Below are 20942 nucleotides of genomic sequence, written 5' to 3' on the forward strand. Positions count from 1 at the left end.
TGAACTGCATTGTTTGCAAAATCATCAATTGTTAATTGATATTTGTCAGTTATGCCGCCAGCTTACTGCCGATAATCCCGATGACAAACAGCAGGCTGGTTAATAATGCCGCTTTGACCGTGCGTTCGAGCATCGGACGCATCGCCACCGGTTCGTGTTCACGCATGACAAAACGCGCCTGTTTTACCAGCAGCGGAATGGCGAGAATAAACAGCCAGCCCCATAGACTGTGCAGCGCCAGCAGGTTAAACAGCGCCAGGCACAGCGGAGCGCCAAGCAGCAAAACGCTGTGATAACGGCGAGCGTTCACCGGCCCCAGACGAACCGCCAGCGTGTTTTTACCGTTCAGGCGGTCGCTATCGATATCGCGCAGGTTATTGATATTCAGAACCGCGGCGGCCAGCAGGCCACAGGCGGTAGCGGGCAGGAAAATAACCGCCTCGATGCTATGCGCCTGCAGATACCAACTGCCGACAACGCTCAGCCAGCCGAAGAAAACCAGCACCGAGATATCGCCAAGGCCAATATAGCCGTAAGGACGCGTGCCGACGGTATAGGTGATAGCGGCGATAATCGACAACCCGCCGAGTACCATAAAGCCGATGAAGTCCGCCATTGTCTGCCAGGCGGAGAACAGCAACGCCAGGCCGGACAGGCAAATCAGCGCTACCGTTACGATCAGCGCGCGTTTCATCTGCGACTGGGTGATGGCGCCTTTTTGCATTCCGCGCAGCGGCCCGATACGGTCAGGTTTATCGCTGCCTTTGACGGCGTCGCCATAATCATTGGCGAGATTAGATAAAATTTGCAGCAAACCGGCGGTAATAAGCGCCAGCAGCGCGACCAGCGGATCGAAGTGGCCTTGCTGCCACGCCAACGCGGTGCCGACGATGATAGCGGAGAAAGCCAGAGGTAATGTTTTTGGACGCAGGCTTTCAAGCCAGGCCTTAGTGCGTGTTATCGGTTGTTCAGTCATTTCTTTCAGCCAAAAAAATGGGGCTATCATAGCCCCACCGTGTGTGATGAAAATGCATTGAACCGGATTATAGGATAAAACGGCTCAGATCTTCATCTGCCACCAGAACATCCAGGTGTTTACCGACATAATCGCCGTCGATGGTCACCGTCTGGCCGTTCATTTCGCTGGCATCATAAGAGATGTCTTCGATCAGACGTTCCAGCACCGTGTGCAGGCGACGCGCGCCGATGTTTTCGGTGGTTTCGTTAACCTGCCATGCCGCCTGAGCGATACGCTTGATACCATCTTCAGTGAATTCGATATTCACGCCTTCGGTCGCCATCAGCGCTTTGTACTGCACGGTGATAGAGGCATTCGGCTCGGTCAGAATACGTTCGAAATCATGGGTAGTCAGCGCTTTCAGCTCAACGCGGATCGGCAGACGGCCCTGCAGTTCCGGGATCAAATCTGATGGGCTGGCGACCTGGAACGCGCCGGAGGCGATAAACAGAATGTGATCGGTTTTCACCATCCCGTGTTTAGTGGAGACGGTGCAGCCTTCCACCAGCGGCAGCAGGTCGCGCTGAACGCCTTCACGAGACACATCCGGGCCGGAGGCGTTGCCGCCGCGCTTACAGATTTTGTCGATTTCGTCGATGAACACGATACCGTGCTGTTCAACGGCGTCGATAGCTTCTTGCTTCAGCTCTTCCGGGTTAACCAGCTTCGCCGCTTCTTCTTCGATAAGCAGCTTCATCGCGTCTTTGATTTTCAGCTTACGCGGTTTCTGTTTCTGGCCGCCCAGGTTCTGGAACATGGACTGCAGCTGGCTGGTCATCTCTTCCATGCCCGGAGGGGACATGATTTCAACGCCCATCGGCGCCGCGGCGAGATCGATTTCGATCTCTTTGTCGTCAAGCTGGCCTTCGCGCAGTTTCTTGCGGAATGCCTGGCGCGCAGCGGAAGGTTCCTGCGGCTGTTCAGCCTGGCCCCAGTTATTTTTCGCCGGCGGGATCAGCACGTCGAGGATACGCTCTTCGGCCATTTCTTCGGCGCGATAGCGGTTTTTATCGATGGACTGCATGCGTACCATTTTGATCGCAGCGTCGGTCAGATCGCGGATGATAGAGTCCACTTCTTTACCAACATAGCCCACTTCGGTGAACTTGGTCGCTTCAACTTTGATGAACGGCGCGTTGGCCAGTTTCGCCAGGCGACGGGCGATTTCGGTTTTACCGACGCCGGTCGGGCCTATCATCAGAATGTTTTTCGGCGTGACTTCATGACGCAGCTCTTCATTAAGCTGCATACGGCGCCAGCGGTTTCGCAGGGCGATAGCAACAGAACGCTTGGCCGCGTCCTGGCCGATAATATGTTTGTCCAGTTCGCTGACAATTTCGCGTGGGGTCATTTCAGACATGGGAGATCCTTACGCTTTAGAAGGTAATTCTTCGATGGTGTGGAAGTGGTTGGTATAGATGCAGATATCCCCTGCAATATCCAACGCTTTCTCGGCGATGTCGCGAGCGCCCATTTCGGTGTTTTCCAGCAGCGCGCGAGCGGCGGCCTGGGCATATGGCCCGCCGGAGCCAATCGCAATCAAATCGTTTTCTGGCTGAACTACGTCGCCGTTACCGGTGATGATAAGCGACGCGTTTTCGTCAGCGACGGCGAGCAGCGCTTCCAGTTTGCGCAGCATGCGGTCGGTACGCCAGTCTTTCGCCAGCTCAACGGCGGCTTTCACCAGATGGCCCTGATGCATCTCCAGCTTACGCTCGAACAGTTCGAACAGGGTGAAGGCGTCAGCGGTACCGCCAGCGAAACCAGCGATCACTTTGTCGTTGTACAGACGACGCACTTTCTTCACGTTGCCTTTCATCACGGTGTTGCCCAGCGTGGCCTGGCCATCACCGGCGATAACGACATGGCCATTACGGCGAACACTAACTATTGTTGTCACGAGCAGACCCCTTGGTTGCAAAAGCGGAATAGGGGCCCCGCGGGTTACGCGGGGCAGAATGCAATTATAGATGGGGGGGATTTTTGGGGTTTCAACCCCTGGCGGCGAGACGAATGCAGTTTGCGTGTCCGGCCATCTTGAGACGGTTGATCATATCGTTGGCGTTCTCTTTGCCTTTCAGCGGCCCAATCACTACCCGGTTCCAGCCGTTGTTGGTGGTGATATGCGAAGCAAAGCCCTCAAAGGCCAACTGAGCGCGCACGGTTTCGGCCTGCTCGGCGCCTTTAAAGGAACCACACTGAACCATCCAGCTGCGATCGTCTTTCTTCTCGGCGGCCGCGGCTTTCGGCGCTTCTTCTACGCGGGCGACCGGCGCGGCGGCCTGGGTTTTCGGCTGCGCAGTGGTGTTATGCGCCGGCGTCTGCAGCAGATCCTGGTACGGCTGCTGGTTGGACGCTGTTTGCTTCGGCTGCTGTTGCTGCACCGGCTTCGGCTGCTGGACGCGCGGCTGTTGCTGCGCGGTCTGCTGCTGCGTCTGCGCCCACTGCTGCTGTTGTGCCTGCTGCTGTTGCTGCGCCAGACGTTGACGTTGCAGCGTCTGCTGACGTTGCGCCGGCGTTTGTTCGTTCCACGGCACTTCAGTCAGCTGCGTAGGCTGCTGACGCATATCCGCCTGCATTTGCGCCAATAGTTGGCGCTGCTCGTCGGTAAGCTGCTCGGGTTTCATCACTTCGCCGCCGGCGGTTGGCTCAGTCGGCGCGCGAACGCCCGGCTGGCGGCTTTCCAGCTCTTTAATATAGCGCCAGCGCTCTTCCGGTTTCGGCGGGAGACCGTTGCCTGCCGCCTGACGGTTCTGCAGCGCTTCCGCTTCTTCTTTCTTGTGATGGGTAATGAAATACAGACCACCGATAAAGGCCACCAGCACGGCCGCTGCGATCGCAACCATAGTCGGTGAAATCGCCGGAAGGCTGCTCTGCTTTTTCCTTGAGCTTCGGGGGCTGCTCTTTTTGCGCCGCGAAGGAGCCGGTTGGCTGCGGCGTACATAATCTCGTTGTGCCACTATCGTTTCGCTGTCTTATATTCGTTCGTCAGCCCGCCATGTTACTTAAGCGGCGGGCCTTTGACCAGAAGAGCAGGCCCGAAAGCCTGATGGTTATCGTCTGATTTTTTGCGTACTGCCGCGAACGATCAGTTCGCAATCGAGCAGACGCGAGCCGCTGTTGACGTTACGGCCCTGCATTTGCTCGAGTAATAGCAGCATTCCTTCACGGCCGATATCAAAACGCGGCTGTGAAACGGTAGTTAACGGCGGATCGCAAAATTCAGACAACGCGATGTTATCAAACCCAACAATCGATAAATCTTCCGGCACCCTCAGGCCGCGACGTTTGGCCAGCGACAATGCGCCCAGCGCCATAACGTCGCTATGGCAAAATACCGCGGTCGGCGGCACCGGCTGCGCCAGCAGTTGCTCCAGCGCGTTGGCCCCGGCTTCAAAAGTAAAGTTGCCGCGGGCGATGTAGTGCGGATCGACGGTGATACCGCTGCGGCGCAGCGCCTGAACATATCCCTGCAGCCGGTAATGGCACAGCGGCATATCCTCCGGCCCGGCGATACAGCCGATACGTTGATGCCCCAGTTCGTGGAGATAATTAACGGCATTAAACGCGGCGGTCAGGTTATCGATATGCACGGTAGGGAGCTCCAGCTCCGGCGCAAACTCGTTCGACATGACCATCGGCGGCAAATTACGCTGCTCTTCGACGCTGGCGTCGAACGGCAGGCGCGAGCTCAGCAGCACCATACCGTCAATTTGTTTGGTGATAATGAGATCAATAAAGGTTTTTTCTTTCTGATTCTGATGGGCGCAATCGCCGATCAGCACCAGATAGCCTTCGTCGGCGGCGGTCACTTCAATGCCGCGAATCACCTCACTGAAGAAGGGATCGCAAATATCCGGCACGATCACAAGGATCGTCCGCGACTCATTGCGTTTCATGTTACGCCCGAGCGACTGCGGTAAATAGCCGACTTCCTGCGCCGCCTGCTCCACCCGACTGCGGGTTGCCTGCGACACTTTGTCGGGATTCATTAGCGCACGGGATACGGTTGCCGTTGAAACGTTTGCCTTCAGGGCGACGTCTTTCATGGTGGCGGCAACCATTTGTTTTTTGGGCTTCACCTGGTTTCTCCTCGCTGACTGCGCAGACACATCCCTTGCGTGCTGACATCAGCAACATTTTTAACAGATAGTACAGCCTGAGAGTTACAGAATTTTCATGAAAAACGTGACGGTTGTTGAATTTTTCGATCCGCCTCGCAAGAGAAGACTTAGCCTTCAATAGGATCGACATCCAGTACCCACTTCACTTTACGCGCTTCCGGCAGGGTGTTTATCAACGCCAGCGTACCGCTGACGATATGTTGTAGACGTATGCGGGAAGGGTGCTGCAGCAGAATTTGCCAGCGCCAGCGACCGCCGCGCTTTGGCGCCAGCGCGGGGACCGGGCCGAGTACCCACAGTTTATCATCGGCCAGCGGGCTGGCCTGCAACAGGTTACGTAACTGTTGTAAAAACAGCGGCGCCTGCTGGTTATTATGGTCTTCGGCGCGGATCAGCACGTGACTGGTCCACGGCGGTAGCTGCATGGTTTGCCGCTCCGCCAGCGCCTGCTCGGCAAACGCATCGTAGCCTTTATACAGCAGGGTCTGCAGCAGCGGGTGTTCCGGATGATGGGTTTGCAGGATCACTTCACCCTGCTTGCCCGCGCGCCCGGCGCGGCCGGAGACCTGGGTATAGAGCTGGGCAAACCGCTCCGCCGAGCGAAAGTCGGCGGAAAACAGCGCGCCGTCGACATCCAGCAGCGACACCAGGGTGACGTCCGGGAAATGATGTCCCTTAGCCAGCATTTGGGTGCCAATCAGAATGCGTGCGCCGCCGCGATGGACGTCGGCAAGATATTGCTCCAACGCCCCTTTACGGCTGGTGGTATCGCGGTCGATACGTGAGATTGGTACATCAGGGAACATCGGCGCCAGCGCCTGCTCCAGCTGTTCAGTCCCGAGACCCACTGGCACCAGGTGCGTCGACCCGCAGGAAGGACATTGGCGCGGAATGGGGCGCTGGCTGTCGCAGTGGTGGCAACGCAGATGATGCTGCGCCTGATGCAGGGTGTAGTAACTATCGCAGCGCGGGCACTCCGCTATCCAGCCGCAGTCGTGGCATAGCAGCGCCGGGGCGAAACCGCGGCGGTTCAAAAACAGGATCACCTGATTGTCGGCCTGCAGATGCTGTCGCATGCGGTTAATCAGCGCAGGCGATAGGCCCGCCTGCAACTGCTGGCCTTTTAAATCCAGCACGTGCTGCTGCGCCGGGCGGGCGTTGCCCGCGCGTTTGGTCAGCTTTAACTCACGGTACTTGCGCTGGCGCACGTTATAGAGCGTCTCCAGCGCCGGGGTCGCCGAGCCGAGGATAATCGGGATCTGTTCGCTATGGGCGCGCCATACCGCCAGGTCGCGAGCGTGATAACGCCAGCCTTCCTGTTGTTTATAGGAGCTATCGTGTTCTTCGTCGATGACAATAACGCCGAGGTCTTTAAACGGCGTAAACAGCGACGAGCGGGTACCGATAACGATCGCCGCTTCGCCATTTTTCGCCTTTAACCATGATGCGAGGCGCTCGCTGTCGTTGAGACCCGAATGCAGGACCTCCACCGGGGCGTTAAAACGCTGGCGGAAGCGGGCGATAGTCTGCGGCGTCAGGCCGATTTCCGGCACCATCACCAGCGCCTGTCGACCCTGCGCCAGCACGTTCTCCAGCACGCTCAGATAGACCTCCGTTTTCCCTGAGCCGGTAATACCCGCCAGCAGCCAGGCGGAGAAACGGTCGGAGGCGCTATGAATTGCCCCGACGGCGGTCGCCTGCTCGGTATTCAGGCGCAGCCGTTCGCCGGGCACCGCGAAGCTGGTCCGCCAGTCAATAATCGCTGGCGCTTCGCAGGCTAGCTCCGCCAGCCCTTTGCCACGCAGCGCCTGTAGCGCCGCGTCATTGAATTCAAGTTCTGCGACCTGATAGCGCCAGATTTTGCCCTGGCGCAGCGCCGCCAGCGCCTGCTGCTGCTTCGGCGAGCGTTTAAGGCTGTTGATATCCAGCGCTTGTCCCTGTTCCGTCGCAAACCAGTACCACATTGGCGCGGCGCTGGCCGGTTTGCCCTGGCGCAGCATAATCGGCAGCGCGTGGAACAGCACGTCGCCGATGGGATGATGATAGTAATCCGCGGCCCATAGCAGCATGCGCCAGACGGCAGAGGAAAATACCGGTTCGCTATCCAGCGCTTCGGCGACCGGTTTGAGTTCGGCGAGCGGGAGTTCGCTACGTTCGCTGACCGACACCACGATACCGATCCGCTCCTGTTTGCCGAACGGCACGCGTACGCGACAGCCCGCCTTGACCGGGATGCCTTCAGGCAACAAATAGTCAAAGGTGCGGGGCAGCGGAACGGGCAGGGCGACATGAGCGACGGACATGGAATCTTCCTGACTTGAAATCTGGCGGGTTAGTATACACATTACCGAAGGTGGCGCGGATAAGTTTGCATCTGCTGGTCAAATTCTGTATGATTCGCCGCCTTTGGTGCGCTTTATGCCGCATCAAACATCCCAAAACCCGGGAAATTCGCTAAGCCGGTTTACGCCAGCGGCGCGAAGGTCGTCGGGAAATTATTAATATCGCGTGGTGTCTGGCGTTAGGGCTGGAAGAGCGACGCGGCCTTAACTGAGGTTCTCCCATGAAAAAAGGTATTCACCCAAATTACGACGAAATTACTGCTACCTGTTCTTGCGGTAATGTCATGAAAATCCGTTCCACCGTTGGTCACGACCTGAACCTCGACGTGTGCGGTAAATGCCACCCGTTCTACACCGGCAAACAGCGTGATGTTGCTACCGGTGGCCGTGTTGACCGCTTCAACAAGCGCTTCAGCATCCCGGGCAGCAAGTAAGTTGCCAGAAAAAGCCGCCTCAGGGCGGCTTTTTTGTATCCTTCGTCTGGCCAGGCCGAGGGATAAAAAAAGCGGAAGATATCTTCCGCTTTTTTTATGTCTTAGTATTCCCACGTATCCGGGTCGATACCCAGTTCACGCATAATCTCTTTCGCCGCCTCCGGGATTTCATCGCTGCGCTCTTTACGCAGGTCTTCATCGTTAGGCAACGGTTGACCGGTAAAGGCATGCAGGAACGCCTCGCACAGCAGTTCGCTATTCGTGGCGTGACGCAGGTTGTTCACCTGACGACGCGTGCGTTCATCGGTGAGGATCTTTAACACCTTCAGAGGAATGGAAACCGTAATTTTTTTTACTTGCTCACTCTTCTTACCGTGCTCAGCGTATGGGCTGATATATTCGCCGCTCCATTCAGCCATGAGATACCTTAATCCTCTGTTTATTAGTTAAGGGCCAGAACATTACGCCCGACCATAATTGCGCGTAGTTTACCGTATGAGCGTGCTTTCCGACATGATATAAGCCGCCGCCGACGTGCGCTAATGCATATAATTTTAACGGCTATTTGTCTTTTGCTCAATCTATACGCAAAGAAGTTTAGATGTCCAGATGTATTGACGTCTATTGTGACAATGATTACTCTGAGGCCTGACTTCTCACCGAACAGCCCAGGAACTGTCCAACATGACGCATAAACAGGCCACCATTGCAGTGCGTAGCGGTTTAAATGACGACGAACAGTACGGTTGCGTTGTCCCGCCGATCCACCTCTCCAGCACCTATAATTTCACCGGTTTCAATGAACCTCGCGCCCACGATTATTCCCGTCGCGGCAACCCGACTCGCGATGTCGTACAGCGCGCGCTGGCGGAACTGGAAGGCGGCGCGGGCGCGGTACTGACCAATACCGGAATGTCGGCTATTCTGCTGGTGACCACGGTGTTCCTGAAACCGGGCGATCTGCTGGTGGCGCCGCACGACTGTTATGGCGGCAGCTATCGTCTGTTTGACAGCCTGGCGAAACGCGGCTGCTATCGCGTGCGCTTTGTCGATCAAAGCGATGAACAGGCATTACGTGAAGCGCTAGCGGAACAACCGAAGCTGGTGCTGGTCGAAAGCCCGAGCAACCCATTGCTGCGGGTGGTCGATATTGCGAAAATCTGCGGGCTGGCGCGTGAAGCCGGCGCGGTGAGCGTGGTGGATAACACCTTCCTGAGCCCGGCGTTGCAAAATCCGCTGGCGCTGGGCGCCGATCTGGTGTTGCATTCGTGCACCAAATATCTCAACGGCCACTCTGATGTGGTCGCCGGGGTGGTGATTGCCAAAGATCCTGAAACTGTCACCGAACTGGCATGGTGGGCGAATAATATCGGCGTCACCGGCGGGGCGTTTGATAGCTATCTGTTATTGCGTGGTTTGCGTACCCTTTCTCCGCGAATGGAAGTGGCGCAGCGCAACGCGCAGGCGATAGTCGACTATCTGAAAACCCAGCCGCTGGTGAAAAAGCTGTATCATCCGTCCCTGCCGGAAAACCAGGGGCATGAGATTGCGGCGCGTCAGCAAAAAGGTTTTGGGGCGATGCTAAGCTTCGAGCTCGATGGCGATGAGCAGACGCTGCGTCGCTTCTTGAGCGGTTTATCGCTATTTACGCTGGCGGAATCGTTGGGGGGCGTTGAGAGCCTGATTTCCCATGCGGCGACGATGACGCATGCGGGCATGGCGCCGGAAGCGCGTGCGGCGGCAGGGATCTCAGAAACGCTCCTGCGTATTTCGACCGGTATTGAAGATGGTGAAGATTTAATTGCCGACCTGGAAAATGGCTTCCGGGCAGCAAACGAGGAATAAAGATGAGTGTGATTGCGCAGGCAGGGGCGAAGGGTCGTCAGCTGCACAAATTTGGTGGGAGTAGTTTAGCGGATGCGAAATGTTACCTGCGCGTCGCCGGGATCATGACCGACTATGCGCAGGCAGGCGATATGATGGTCGTCTCTGCCGCCGGTAGCACCACCAACCAGCTGATTAGCTGGCTGCAGCTAAGCCAGACCGATCGTCTTTCTGCGCATCAGGTGCAACAAGCGCTACGTCGCTATCAAATGGATCTGATCGCCAGCCTGTTGCCGGCGGACGCCGCTGACGCACTGATCGCGACGTTTATTCACGATCTTGAACGTCTGGCGGGCCTGCTGGATAGCGGCATCACCGATGCGGTATATGCTGAAGTCGTCGGCCACGGCGAAGTGTGGTCCGCGCGCCTGATGGCGGCGGTACTGAATCACCTTGGGGTTGAAGCCGCCTGGCTGGACGCGCGCGCCTTCCTGCGCGCGGAACGCGCCGCGCAGCCGCAGGTTGATGAAGGCTTGTCCTACCCGTTGTTACAACAGTTGATGGCGCAGCACCCCAACAAACGGCTGGTGGTGACCGGCTTTATCGCCCGCAACAATGCCGGAGAAACCGTGCTGCTGGGCCGTAACGGTTCCGACTACTCCGCCACCCAAATTGGCGCGCTGGCCGGGGTCTCCCGCGTCACCATCTGGAGCGATGTGGCCGGGGTCTATAGCGCCGACCCGCGTAAAGTGAAAGATGCGTGCCTGCTGCCGCTGCTGCGCCTTGATGAGGCCAGCGAGCTGGCTCGCCTGGCGGCGCCGGTGCTGCACGCGCGTACGCTACAGCCGGTTTCCGGCAGCGATATCGATTTACAGCTGCGCTGCAGCTACACCCCGGACCAGGGTTCGACGCGCATTGAGCGCGTGCTGGCATCTGGCACCGGCGCGCGTATTGTCACCAGTCACGACGACGTCTGCCTGATTGAATTCCAGGTGCCGGCCGGTCAGGATTTCAAACTGGCGCATAAAGAGCTGGATCAGATTTTCAAACGCGCGCAGCTGCGCCCGCTAGCGGTGGGCGTGCATGCCGACCGTAAGCTGCTGCAGTTCTGTTACACCTCTGAAGTGGCCGACAGCGCGCTGAAGCTGCTGGACGAGGCGGGCCTGCCGGGCGAGCTGCGTCTGCGCCAGAAGCTGGCGCTGGTGGCGATGGTCGGCGCGGGCGTGACCCGCAATCCGCTGCATTGCCACCGTTTCTGGCAGCAGTTGAAAGGGCAGCCGGTAGAGTTTACCTGGCAATCGGAAGAGGGCATCAGCCTGGTGGCGGTGCTGCGCGCCGGCCCAACCGAGAGCCTGATTCAGGGGCTGCATCATTCCGTGTTCCGCGCTGAGAAACGCATCGGTCTGGTGCTGTTTGGCAAAGGTAATATCGGCTCCCGCTGGCTGGAGTTGTTCGCGCGCGAGCAGAGCACGCTTTCCGCCCGCACCGGCTTTGAGTTCCTGCTGGCTGGGGTGGTGGATAGCCGCCGTAGCCTGCTGAACTATGAAGGTCTGGATGCCAGTCGCGCATTGGCATTCTTTGAAGATGAAGCGGTTGAGCAGGATGAAGAATCGCTATTCCTGTGGATGCGCGCGCACCCTTATGATGATTTAGTGGTGCTGGACGTGACCGCCAGCGAACAGCTGGCCGATCAGTATCTGGATTTCGCCAGCCACGGTTTTCACGTGATCAGCGCCAATAAGCTGGCGGGCGCCAGCAGCAGCGATAAATATCGCCAGATCCACGACGCCTTCGAAAAGACCGGACGTCACTGGCTGTATAACGCCACCGTCGGCGCAGGCTTGCCGGTTAACCATACGGTGCGCGATCTCATCGACAGCGGCGATACCATCCTGGGGCTGAGCGGTATCTTCTCCGGTACGCTCTCCTGGCTGTTCCTGCAGTTTGACGGCACGGTGCCATTTACCGAACTGGTGGATCAGGCCTGGCAGCAAGGGCTGACCGAACCGGACCCGCGCGTTGACCTGTCAGGTAAAGACGTGATGCGCAAGCTGGTGATCCTGGCGCGCGAAGCTGGTTACAATATCGAGCCGGATCAGGTGCGCGTGGAATCGCTGGTTCCGGCGCATTGCGAAGAGGGCTCGGTTGACCACTTCTTTGAGAACGGCGAAGAGCTGAACGAACAGATGCTGCAGCGCCTTGAAGCCGCCCGTGAGATGGGGCTGGTGTTGCGTTACGTGGCGCGTTTTGATGCTAACGGTAAAGCGCGCGTCGGGGTAGAAGCCGTGCGTCAGGAACATCCGCTGGCGGCGCTGCTGCCGTGCGATAACGTCTTCGCCATCGAGAGTCGCTGGTATCGCGATAATCCAATGGTGATCCGCGGGCCAGGCGCGGGTCGCGATGTCACCGCCGGGGCTATTCAGTCAGATATTAATCGTCTGGCGCAGTTGCTGTAATCTCTCCTCTCAGGCCGGCCCGTAGGGCCGGCCTTCATTATGCTCATTCCCGCGCCACCAGCTGCCCTGAGAGGGTGAGATGCTGCGTCGGCAGCGTGGGCTCTTTGATCTTGCGGATAATTAACGCGCCTGGCCTGACGCCAGATGAACTTTTTTCACTTTGACTGAAAATTCCTCACTGTTTACGCAGATTTTTCTATTGACGCCCGCCCGCTTTTCCGTCATTTTTACATCTGGACGTCTAAACGTATAGAAGTTCGCAACACGACTGATAAATATAATGCGATTGATGAGGTAAGGTATGAGCTTTTTTCACGCCAATCAGCGGGAAGCCCTGAATCAGAGCCTGGCGGAAGTCCAGGGCCAGATTAATGTGTCCTTTGAATTCTTTCCGCCGCGTACCAGTGAAATGGAGCAAACCCTGTGGAAATCCATCGATCGCTTAAGCAGCCTGAAGCCGAAGTTTGTTTCCGTCACCTACGGGGCGAACTCCGGCGAGCGCGACCGCACTCATAGCATTATCAAGGGCATTAAAGACCGCACCGGTCTGGAAGCAGCGCCGCACCTGACCTGTATCGACGCCAGCCGTGATGAACTGCGCGCGATTGCCCAGGATTACTGGAACAACGGTATCCGCCATATCGTCGCGCTGCGCGGCGACCTGCCGCCGGGTAGCGGCAAGCCGGAGATGTACGCCGCCGACCTGGTGACGCTGCTAAAAGACGTCGGTGATTTTGATATCTCCGTCGCCGCCTATCCGGAAGTGCATCCGGAAGCCAAAAGCGCGCAGGCCGACTTATTGAACCTGAAACGTAAAGTAGAAGCGGGCGCTAATCGCGCGATCACTCAGTTCTTTTTTGATGTCGAAAGCTACCTGCGTTTCCGTGACCGCTGCGTCTCCGCCGGTATCGATGTGGAAATTATTCCGGGCATTCTGCCAGTCTCCAACTTTAAACAGGCGAAGAAATTTGCCGATATGACGAACGTGCGTATTCCGATCTGGATGTCGAAAATGTTCGAAGGGTTGGATAACGATGCCGAAACGCGCCAACTGGTAGGGGCGAATATCGCCATGGACATGGTGAAAATTTTAAGCCGCGAAGGAGTGAAAGATTTCCACTTCTATACCCTGAATCGCGCCGAAATGAGCTATGCCATTTGCCATACCCTGGGCGTGCGTCCAGCGTAATTGCCTGTTTTACCTATTTTTTTATTCCTGTCGGGGCGGCGAAATGCAATTCGCCGCCCTCTTTTTTCGCACGAAAAGTGCGCTCTGCCCTTAAGCAACCTGCCGCCAAAGAGAGTATAGTGCCCGCAAAAATCATGACGGTGGAGAAGTTATGACGGTTGCAAGGAACAGCAATCTCCTGGCCGGTTGTGGCCTCGTCCTGCTGACGCTTATCTGGAGCTACAGCTGGATTGCGATGAAACAGGTAACGCTCTATATCGGCGCTTTCGATTTTACCGCCCTGCGCTGTATTTTCGGCGCGATTGTGCTGATGGCGGTGTTGGCGCTGCGCGGGCGCGGCATGCGGCCAACGCCGTTTGGTTACACCCTGGCGATTGCGCTGCTGCAAACCTGCGGCATGGTCGGTCTGGCGCAGTGGGCGCTGATGAGTGGCGGCGCAGGTAAAGTCGCCATTCTCAGCTATACCATGCCGTTCTGGGTGGTGATCATGGCGGCGCTGTTTTTAGGCGAGCGCATGCGGCGGCTACAATATGCCGCTATCGTACTGGCGGCGTGCGGTCTACTGCTGGTATTGCAGCCGTGGCAGTTGGATTTCTCCTCGATGAAAAGCGCGCTGCTGGCGATCCTCTCCGGCATCAGTTGGGGGGCGAGCGCGATTGTCGCCAAACGCATGTATCGCCGCTATCCGCGCCTCGATTTACTGTCGTTAACCGCCTGGCAGATGCTGTATGCCGCGCTGGTGATGAGCGTGGTGGCGTGGCTGGTGCCGCAGCGCAGCATTGACTGGCAACCTGGGGTTTTTTGGGCACTGGCCTATAGCGCAATCCTGGCGACGGCGGTGGCCTGGAGTCTGTGGCTGTATGTTCTGCGTAACCTGCCTGCCAGCGTCGCCGGCCTGAGTACGCTGGCGGTACCGGTTTGCGGCGTGCTGTTTTCCTGGTGGCTGCTGGGTGAAAATCCGGGGCTAGTGGAAGGCGCTGGTATTGTGCTGATCGTCGCGGCGCTGGCGATAATCAGCCTTAAAAAACGTCAACCTCAGATTACCAGGCAAGGTATTACTCGTTAAGCGTTATGCCCGGCAAATGCCGGGCATTTGGGGCAGGTTATTCCCACTCTTGCAGGAAACGCTGACCGTATTGGTCGGCAACCAGTAGCGCGGCGTAAACCTGGTCGGCACAGGCGCCGCCCGGCATGTTGTGGATGGTTTCGCCTTCGGCGCAGGCGGCCTCCGCGACCGTGCGCATTTTGGCCGGGATGTCGCCTTTAATATCGAGCTGCGCCAGTGTGATGGGCAGGCCGACGCTGTGACACAACGCCGCCGCGGTTTCTATCTCTTCCACCGGCGCGTTTTCCAGCACCAGCTGCGTCAGGGTACCAAACGCGACCTTCTCGCCGTGATAGAAGTGATGGGCGTCCGGGATGGCGGTCAAACCGTTGTGAATCGCGTGCGCCGCCGCCAGCCCACCGCTCTCAAAGCCGACGCCGCTCAGGTAGGTGTTGGCTTCGATCACCCGTTCGAGCGCTGGGGTAACCACATGCTGCTCGGCGGCAAGCATCGCCTTTTCGCCTTCTTCAACCAGCGTGTTGTAGCAGAGTTCCGCCAGTGCCAGCGCTGCCTGAGTGCATTTACCGCCCGCCATTGTGGTCGCACCGCTGCGCGAGCAGGCGCGGGCTTCAAACCAGGTCGCCAGCGCATCGCCAATCCCGGCGGCCAGCAGGCGAGCTGGCGCGGCCGCGACGATCTGCGTATCGACAACCACCATGTTCGGGTTGTGCGGCAGCATCAAATAGCTTTCGAATTCCCCATCGTCGGTATAGATAACAGACAACGCGCTGCACGGCGCGTCGGTGGAGGCGATGGTCGGCGCCACGACTACCGGCAGATGCATATAGTGAGCCAGCGCTTTCGCGGTATCCAAAGTCTTGCCGCCGCCGATGCCGAGCACCGCATGGCATTGGGCGCTGCTGGCGATATCGCGCAGGCGGTTGATTTCATTTTGCGAACATTCACCGCCGAACGGTGCGATTTCGGCCACCAGGCCAGCGCCGCCAAGGCTGGTACGCAACTGCTCTTCGGCAAAGCCAAGAACAAACTTATCGCCGATGATAAGCCACCGTTCGGCCAGCGGTTTAAGATATTCGCCGAGGCGCTTGATGGCGCCAGCGCCCTGAATGTATTTACCGGGTGATTGAATAATGCGATCCATTTCGATTCCTCCTCGATAACCGTGCAAGCCGCCGGACGGCGGCAGACGATCGGATTACAGGTTCAACGTGCCAAATGCGTTATTCCAGTCCTGCTCGAACTTCTCTATGGCTGACTCTACCGCGGGGGTGCCGAGCATTTGTTGCGCTACGTCTAAGGGGAGGGTGATAGCTTCGCAGCCAGCTAACAGGCAATCCAATGCCTGGCGCGGGGTTTTGAAGCTCGCGGCCAGGACTTTGCTTTCCGGGGCGTGCATTTCCAGCAGAGATTGCAGTTCTTGCACCATGCGAATGCCGTCACCGCCCTGGGCGTCGACGCGGTTGACGTATGGCGCGACGTATTTCGCGCCGGCCAGCGCCGCCAGCAGCCCCTGGGAAGCGCTATAGACCGCGGTGCCAAGCGTCGGGATACCTTCTTTTTTCAGCAGTTTGATGGCGGCGAGACCTTCGGCGGTAACCGGGATTTTAACCACGATACCCGGCACGGCGTTGCTTAAGCGTTTGGCTTCTTCCACCATGCCCTGCGCATCGCGACTCATGGTCTGCGCGAACAGAACACCTTCCGGGCCGACGGCTTTTTGCAGGCGCGGCAGCACGTCCCAAACCGGGGTTTTGCCGGCGGCGATGATGCTCGGGTTGGTGGTGACGCCAGCCAGCGGATAAATGCGGGCCAGACGTTCAACTTCAGCGACGTTCGCGGTGTCCAGATAGAGTTCCATAACCATTCCTCGATGTGTAATTCAGTGATGTTGAGGAAAGGATACGGTTTTCGTTTGCTTGCTCGCCAGATGACAAATTTGCCAAAAACTGGATAAATGTACGCATTGCGATTAAGGATGATTTAGATCACATTTGTCCGCCTGTTCCTGCTTATAAAGGTACGTGGCCAGCAATCAGCAGACAGTTACTTACAAAAATCTAGTTTTACGGCGCAGAGGATTTTTCCGTCAACTGGCTGTGATACTGGCGGCGGTATTCGGAAGGCGAACGTTCGGTGTTCTTGCGAAACAGACGGCAGAAGTAGTTGCTGTCGGCGAAGCCGCAGGCGTGGGCAACGTCTTTCACTTTCATATCATGGCCTTTCAACAGCATGCGCGCCTGTTCGAGGCGAATATGATTAAGGTATTCGTTAAAACCCATGGGCCCGCATTTCTGAAACAGGTGCGAGAGATAATTGGGGGATAGGTAAAACGACTGGGCTACGGATTCCCGGCTCAGCGGCTCAGCGAAATGGAGATCGATATACTGGCGGATCGCTTCGAACAGCGCCTGGCTGCGCGATGAGGTTTGCGCCTGGCTACCCAGCAGATCGGTACAGTGGCTGAGAAGACTAACGACGATACAGCGGGCGGTTTGCTGCTCCTGCGGCTGCATACGTATTTCATTTAGCGCCTGTAGCAGGAATGAACCCACGCGCGGCCCGCGGCGCGGTACCTGGATCTTCTGGACAAGAGTTAGCGCCTCGCCGCTCCAGCGCTGCAGCGAAAATTCCAACTGCTGTTTGCCGAACAAGATGCTTAATAGCAGGCAGGGTGTCTGCCATTGCGGCCAGTTCCAGCTATCGCCCGCAATATACAGTACATCGCGCGGCTGCAGCGGCGCGGCATTATCGCCGAGGGCGAGATCGTACAACTGCCCCTCAATGACAATATTCAGACGAGGAAAATCAACCTTGATCGCGGCGTCGGCAGGGGGGCGTGACTCACCGGTAAAATGCACTTCTGCAATGCAGGTTTGTTTTTTCACTAATGAATCAATGAGCTGATTGATGCTGTTATCCATCTTTACCCCGCCAAAACGCCACGCATTTCATCATACCGGACATTTTTCCAGCGGTAAAAGCGCGAGCTTGTCGTTATTGCTTCTTGATTTAGATATGTTATATCGTAACATTTTATCGCAATCGATATTCAACTCAGGAGAGAGTAATGACCCGAAAGATCCCCATGCTCGCGTTTGGCTTAGGCATGGCGCTTGCGAGCGTCCAGGCGTTCGCCCACGGTAACCATAGCCATGGCCCAGCGTTGACCGACATAGAACGCCAGGCTAGCGAAGGCATTTTTGCCGATAAAGATGTGAAGGATCGCGCGTTGAGCGATTGGGATGGCGTCTGGCAGTCCGTTAATCCGTACCTGCTGAATGGCGACCTTGATCCGGTTCTGGAGCAGAAGGCGAAAAAGCCCGGCGGCAAGAGCGTGGAAGAGTATCGCGCCTATTATAAGAAGGGTTACGCCACCGACGTGGAGCAGATTGGCATTGAAGATGACGTGATAGAGTTCCACGTCGGCAAGACCGTTAATAGCTGCAAATATACCTACTCAGGCTACAAAATCCTGCAATACGCCTCCGGCAAGAAGGGCGTTCGCTATCTGTTTGAGTGCCAACAGGGCGATGGTAACGCGCCGAAATTCGTCCAGTTCAGCGACCATATTATTGGCCCGCGCAAATCGCAGCATTTCCATATATTTATGGGCAATGAATCACAGGAGGCCTTGCTGAAAGAGATGGATAACTGGCCGACCTATTATCCCTATGCGCTGCATAAAGAGCAGATCGTCGATGAGATGTTGCATCACTAAAATGAGAGGGAAAATCCCCCGGCCGGGCGGCCGGGCGGCCGGGGGAAACGGTGACTAGCCGGTATTACGCATCCCTGCCGCGACGCCGGCAATGGTGACCATCAGCGCTTGCTCAACGCGCGCATCCGGTTCCTCGCCAGCCTCTTCAGCCTGGCGCGAACGGTGCAACAGTTCGGCCTGCAGGACGTTAAGCGGGTCGGTATAGATGTTACGCAACTGGATGGATTCGGCGATCCACGGCAGGTCGGCCATCAGGTGGGAGTCATTAGCGATAGCCAGCACCACTTTGATATCGGCGGTTAACAGCTGACGCAGCTCTTCGCCGAGTTTCCACAGTTCCGGTTTCACCAGCCGCTGATCGTAGTACTCCGCCAGCCACAGGTCGGCTTTTGAGTAGACCATTTCCAGCATTCCGAGGCGGGTCGAGAAGAACGGCCAGTCGCGGCACATGCTTTCCAGCTCGCTTTGCTTACCGCCCTCGACCACTTTCTGCAGCGCGGCACCGGCGCCCAGCCAGGCCGGCAGCATCAGGCGGTTCTGGGTCCAGGCGAAGATCCACGGGATGGCGCGCAGTGACTCGACGCCGCCGGTCGGGCGACGCTTCGCCGGGCGCGAGCCAAGCGGCAGTTTGCCCAGTTCTTGTTCCGGGGTCGCGGAGCGGAAATAAGGGACGAAGTCTTTGTTTTCCCGCACGTAGCCGCGGTACATCTTGCAGGAGACGTCGGACAGCTCGGCCATGATTTCGCGCCACTGCGGTTTTGGTTCCGGCGGCGGCAGCAGGTTGGCTTCCAGAATCGCGCTGGTGTACAACGACAGGCTGCTGATGGTCACTTCCGGCAGGCCGTACTTAAAGCGGATCATTTCGCCCTGTTCGGTGACGCGCAGGCCGCCTTTCAGGCTGCCCGGCGGCTGCGAGAGCAGCGCCGCGTGGGCCGGAGCGCCGCCGCGACCGATGGAGCCACCGCGACCGTGGAATAGAGTCAGTTCAATACCGGCTTTTTCGCAGGTTTTGATTAGCGCGTCCTGTGCCTGGTACTGGGCCCAGGAGGCGGCCATCACGCCGGCATCTTTGGCCGAGTCGGAGTAACCGATCATGACCATCTGCTTGCCCTGAATAAAGCCGCGATACCAGTCAATATTCAGTAACTGAGTCATAACGTCGTTGGCGTTGTTCAGGTCGTCCAGCGTTTCAAACAGCGGCGCGACCGGCAGGGCAAAGCCGATACCGGCTTCTTTTAGCAGAAGATGAACCGCCAGCACGTCGGACGGCGTTTTGGCCATTGAGATCACATAAGCGGCGATCGATCCACGCGGCGCTTCGGCGATCACTTTACAGGTGTCGAGGACCTCGCGGGTCTCTTCGCTCGGCTCCCACTGACGCGGCAGCAGCGGGCGTTTGGAGTTCAGCTCACGGATCAGGAAGGCCTGCTTGTCGGCTTCCGACCAGCTTTCATAATCGCCGATCCCGAGGTAGCGGGTCATTTCGCCCAGCGCTTCGGTATGGCGGGTGCTTTCCTGACGGATATCGATACGCACCAGCGGTACGCCGAAAGATTTCACCCGGCGCAGGGTATCGAGCAGTTCGCCGTTGGCGATGATGCCCATTCCGCAGGCCTGCAGCGATTTATAGCAGGCATACAGCGGTTCCCACAGCTGTTCGTTTTGCGTGATAAGCCCCGCCGGTTTCGGCAGTTTTTGCCCTTTCAGACGCGCTTCCAGCCAGGCCTGGGTCTCCATCAACTGGCTACGCAGCTTTTTCATCAGATAACGATACGGCTCTTGCGCGCCTTCCGCACCCGCCAAATCGCGGAGCTCGTCGGTGCATTCGACCATCGACAGCTCGGAGATAAGCACCTGGATATCTTTCAGGAAAAGATCGGTCGCTTTCCAGCGGCTGAGCAACAGCACGTGGCGGGTGATATCGGCGGTGACGTTCGGGTTGCCGTCACGGTCGCCGCCCATCCAGGAAGTGAATCGTACCGGCACAAAATCAACCGGTAGCTGGTAACCGAGGTTGGCTTCCAGCTGTTCGTTCAGCTCGCGCAGATAGTTCGGCACGCCTTCCCACAGGCTGTTTTCAACTACCGCGAAACCCCATTTGGCTTCATCGACCGGAGAAGGGCGGTGCTTACGAATTTCATCGGTATGCCAGGACTGGGCGATCAGCTGGCGCAGGCGGCGCATCAGCTGGTTGTGCTCATAGTCAGCGATATCTTTGTTATCCAACTGCTTAAGGCAGTTGTTCACTTCCACCATTTTGTGGATCAGCGTCCGGCGGGTGATTTCGGTCGGGTGAGCGGTTAATACCAGCTCCAGCGACAGGGATTCCACCGCTTTTTTTATGGTGTCTTCGTTGAGATTGGGTTGGTCTTTGAGTTTTCTCAGGGTACGCGCAATAACTTCCGGATTGCTGGCGGCTTCGCCGTTGGGCGAAATGCTGTGATATTGCTCAGCGGTATTGGCCAGATTCAGGAACTGGCTAAAGGCGCGCGCCACCGGCAGCAGCTCGTCGTTGGACAAGTTTTGCAGCGTGGTGAGCAGCTCCTGGCGATTGGCTTCATTGCCCGCGCGAGAAGATTTGGACAACTTACGGATAGTTTCGACACGATCAAGAATGTTTTCTCCTAACGCATCCTTGATGGTGTCGCCCAGCACCTTACCGAGCATACTGACATTACTACGCAAAGCGGAATATTGTTCGTTCATGTTACCCCAGACACCCCATCTCATTTTATTTTGTTATATCCGGCGCTCCGTGATTTGAGCAGTGG

16 protein-coding genes and 1 pseudogene are annotated in these 20942 nt (G+C 57.4%); 6 read left to right on the plus strand and 11 right to left on the minus strand.

The window, feature by feature from the left end; translation table 11 throughout:
* Positions 1–49: 49 nt before the first annotated feature.
* The 6 genes from menA to priA all read right to left on the minus strand — a co-directional run bounded on the left by menA (position 50) and on the right by priA (position 7445).
* Positions 50–976, minus strand: a complete 927-nt coding sequence (gene menA / locus ABLU78_RS11860; RefSeq protein ID WP_048230172.1) for a 1,4-dihydroxy-2-naphthoate polyprenyltransferase — start codon at positions 974–976, stop codon at positions 50–52.
* 67 nt (positions 977–1043) lie between these two features.
* Entirely contained in the window at positions 1044–2378 is a 1335-nt protein-coding gene (hslU, locus tag ABLU78_RS11865; RefSeq protein ID WP_015368931.1) for an HslU--HslV peptidase ATPase subunit, read from the minus strand.
* Positions 2379–2387: 9 nt separating this feature from the next.
* Positions 2388–2918 (minus strand): ATP-dependent protease subunit HslV, encoded by a 531-nt coding sequence (gene hslV, locus ABLU78_RS11870; RefSeq protein ID WP_015368930.1) that lies wholly within the window; start codon positions 2916–2918, stop codon positions 2388–2390.
* Positions 2919–3009: 91 nt separating this feature from the next.
* A complete protein-coding gene (ftsN, locus tag ABLU78_RS11875) occupies positions 3010–3978 on the minus strand; it encodes a cell division protein FtsN (protein ID WP_071596034.1) in 969 nt (322 codons plus the stop codon).
* Between the two features lie 93 nt (positions 3979–4071).
* Complete coding sequence (gene cytR, locus ABLU78_RS11880; protein WP_015368928.1) at positions 4072–5100, minus strand: DNA-binding transcriptional regulator CytR; 1029 nt, start codon at positions 5098–5100, stop codon at positions 4072–4074.
* A 149-nt stretch (positions 5101–5249) separates the two neighbouring features.
* On the minus strand, positions 5250–7445 hold the full coding sequence (gene priA, locus ABLU78_RS11885; protein WP_048230163.1) for a primosomal protein N': 2196 nt from the start codon (positions 7443–7445) through the stop codon (positions 5250–5252).
* Between the two features lie 260 nt (positions 7446–7705).
* On the opposite strand from priA, the gene rpmE reads away from it, so the two are divergent.
* Positions 7706–7918: a 50S ribosomal protein L31 gene (rpmE, locus tag ABLU78_RS11890; RefSeq protein WP_015368925.1), complete on the plus strand. Its 213-nt coding sequence runs from the start codon at positions 7706–7708 to the stop codon at positions 7916–7918.
* A 101-nt stretch (positions 7919–8019) separates the two neighbouring features.
* Here rpmE and metJ read toward each other — a convergent pair whose 3' ends face one another.
* Positions 8020–8337: a met regulon transcriptional regulator MetJ gene (metJ, locus tag ABLU78_RS11895; RefSeq protein ID WP_004107547.1), complete on the minus strand. Its 318-nt coding sequence runs from the start codon at positions 8335–8337 to the stop codon at positions 8020–8022.
* 265 nt (positions 8338–8602) lie between these two features.
* Here metJ and metB point away from each other — a divergent pair, with 265 nt between their 5' ends.
* From metB to ABLU78_RS11915, 4 genes are all read left to right on the plus strand, one after another.
* A complete protein-coding gene (gene metB / locus ABLU78_RS11900) occupies positions 8603–9763 on the plus strand; it encodes a cystathionine gamma-synthase (RefSeq protein ID WP_048230162.1) in 1161 nt (386 codons plus the stop codon).
* Between the two features lie 2 nt (positions 9764–9765).
* Positions 9766–12198 (plus strand): bifunctional aspartate kinase/homoserine dehydrogenase II, encoded by a 2433-nt coding sequence (locus ABLU78_RS11905; RefSeq protein ID WP_015703951.1) that lies wholly within the window; start codon positions 9766–9768, stop codon positions 12196–12198.
* 301 nt (positions 12199–12499) lie between these two features.
* A complete protein-coding gene (gene metF / locus ABLU78_RS11910) occupies positions 12500–13387 on the plus strand; it encodes a methylenetetrahydrofolate reductase (protein ID WP_048230161.1) in 888 nt (295 codons plus the stop codon).
* 151 nt (positions 13388–13538) lie between these two features.
* A complete protein-coding gene (locus ABLU78_RS11915; protein ID WP_015368920.1) occupies positions 13539–14453 on the plus strand; it encodes a DMT family transporter in 915 nt (304 codons plus the stop codon).
* 37 nt (positions 14454–14490) lie between these two features.
* Here the strand turns inward: ABLU78_RS11915 and ABLU78_RS11920 are convergent, their stop codons facing one another.
* From ABLU78_RS11920 to ABLU78_RS11930, 3 genes and pseudogenes are all read right to left on the minus strand, one after another.
* A complete protein-coding gene (locus ABLU78_RS11920) occupies positions 14491–15594 on the minus strand; it encodes a glycerol dehydrogenase (RefSeq protein ID WP_015703952.1) in 1104 nt (367 codons plus the stop codon).
* A gap of 54 nt (positions 15595–15648) precedes the next feature.
* Positions 15649–16311 carry a fructose-6-phosphate aldolase gene (fsa, locus tag ABLU78_RS11925; protein ID WP_015368918.1) on the minus strand — a complete coding sequence of 221 codons (663 nt, stop codon included), beginning with the start codon at positions 16309–16311 and terminating at the stop codon, positions 15649–15651.
* A 205-nt stretch (positions 16312–16516) separates the two neighbouring features.
* Positions 16517–17496: pseudogene (locus ABLU78_RS11930) on the minus strand (AraC family transcriptional regulator).
* 24 nt (positions 17497–17520) lie between these two features.
* Between ABLU78_RS11930 and zinT the strand changes: the two are divergent.
* A complete protein-coding gene (zinT, locus tag ABLU78_RS11935; RefSeq protein WP_015368916.1) occupies positions 17521–18171 on the plus strand; it encodes a metal-binding protein ZinT in 651 nt (216 codons plus the stop codon).
* Positions 18172–18225: 54 nt separating this feature from the next.
* Here the strand turns inward: zinT and ppc are convergent, their stop codons facing one another.
* Positions 18226–20877, minus strand: a complete 2652-nt coding sequence (gene ppc, locus ABLU78_RS11940) for a phosphoenolpyruvate carboxylase (protein ID WP_015368915.1) — start codon at positions 20875–20877, stop codon at positions 18226–18228.
* Positions 20878–20942: the final 65 nt, after the last annotated feature.

The organism is Klebsiella sp. JN_Kp122, assembly GCF_040062085.1.
GTDB lineage: Bacteria > Pseudomonadota > Gammaproteobacteria > Enterobacterales > Enterobacteriaceae > Klebsiella > Klebsiella aerogenes.

What these genes read in the sequence shown, in the direction of transcription:
- menA (WP_048230172.1), bottom strand. Translation starts at nt 976, where the DNA reads ATGACTGAACAACCGATAACACGCACTAAGGCCTGGCTTGAAAGCCTG.
- hslU (WP_015368931.1), bottom strand. Translation starts at nt 2,378, where the DNA reads ATGTCTGAAATGACCCCACGCGAAATTGTCAGCGAACTGGACAAACAT.
- priA (WP_048230163.1), bottom strand. Translation starts at nt 7,445, where the DNA reads ATGTCCGTCGCTCATGTCGCCCTGCCCGTTCCGCTGCCCCGCACCTTT.
- rpmE (WP_015368925.1), top strand. Translation starts at nt 7,706, where the DNA reads ATGAAAAAAGGTATTCACCCAAATTACGACGAAATTACTGCTACCTGT.
- metJ (WP_004107547.1), bottom strand. Translation starts at nt 8,337, where the DNA reads ATGGCTGAATGGAGCGGCGAATATATCAGCCCATACGCTGAGCACGGT.
- metB (WP_048230162.1), top strand. Translation starts at nt 8,603, where the DNA reads ATGACGCATAAACAGGCCACCATTGCAGTGCGTAGCGGTTTAAATGAC.
- ABLU78_RS11905 (WP_015703951.1), top strand. Translation starts at nt 9,766, where the DNA reads ATGAGTGTGATTGCGCAGGCAGGGGCGAAGGGTCGTCAGCTGCACAAA.
- metF (WP_048230161.1), top strand. Translation starts at nt 12,500, where the DNA reads ATGAGCTTTTTTCACGCCAATCAGCGGGAAGCCCTGAATCAGAGCCTG.
- ABLU78_RS11915 (WP_015368920.1), top strand. Translation starts at nt 13,539, where the DNA reads ATGACGGTTGCAAGGAACAGCAATCTCCTGGCCGGTTGTGGCCTCGTC.
- ABLU78_RS11920 (WP_015703952.1), bottom strand. Translation starts at nt 15,594, where the DNA reads ATGGATCGCATTATTCAATCACCCGGTAAATACATTCAGGGCGCTGGC.
- fsa (WP_015368918.1), bottom strand. Translation starts at nt 16,311, where the DNA reads ATGGAACTCTATCTGGACACCGCGAACGTCGCTGAAGTTGAACGTCTG.
- zinT (WP_015368916.1), top strand. Translation starts at nt 17,521, where the DNA reads ATGACCCGAAAGATCCCCATGCTCGCGTTTGGCTTAGGCATGGCGCTT.
- ppc (WP_015368915.1), bottom strand. Translation starts at nt 20,877, where the DNA reads ATGAACGAACAATATTCCGCTTTGCGTAGTAATGTCAGTATGCTCGGT.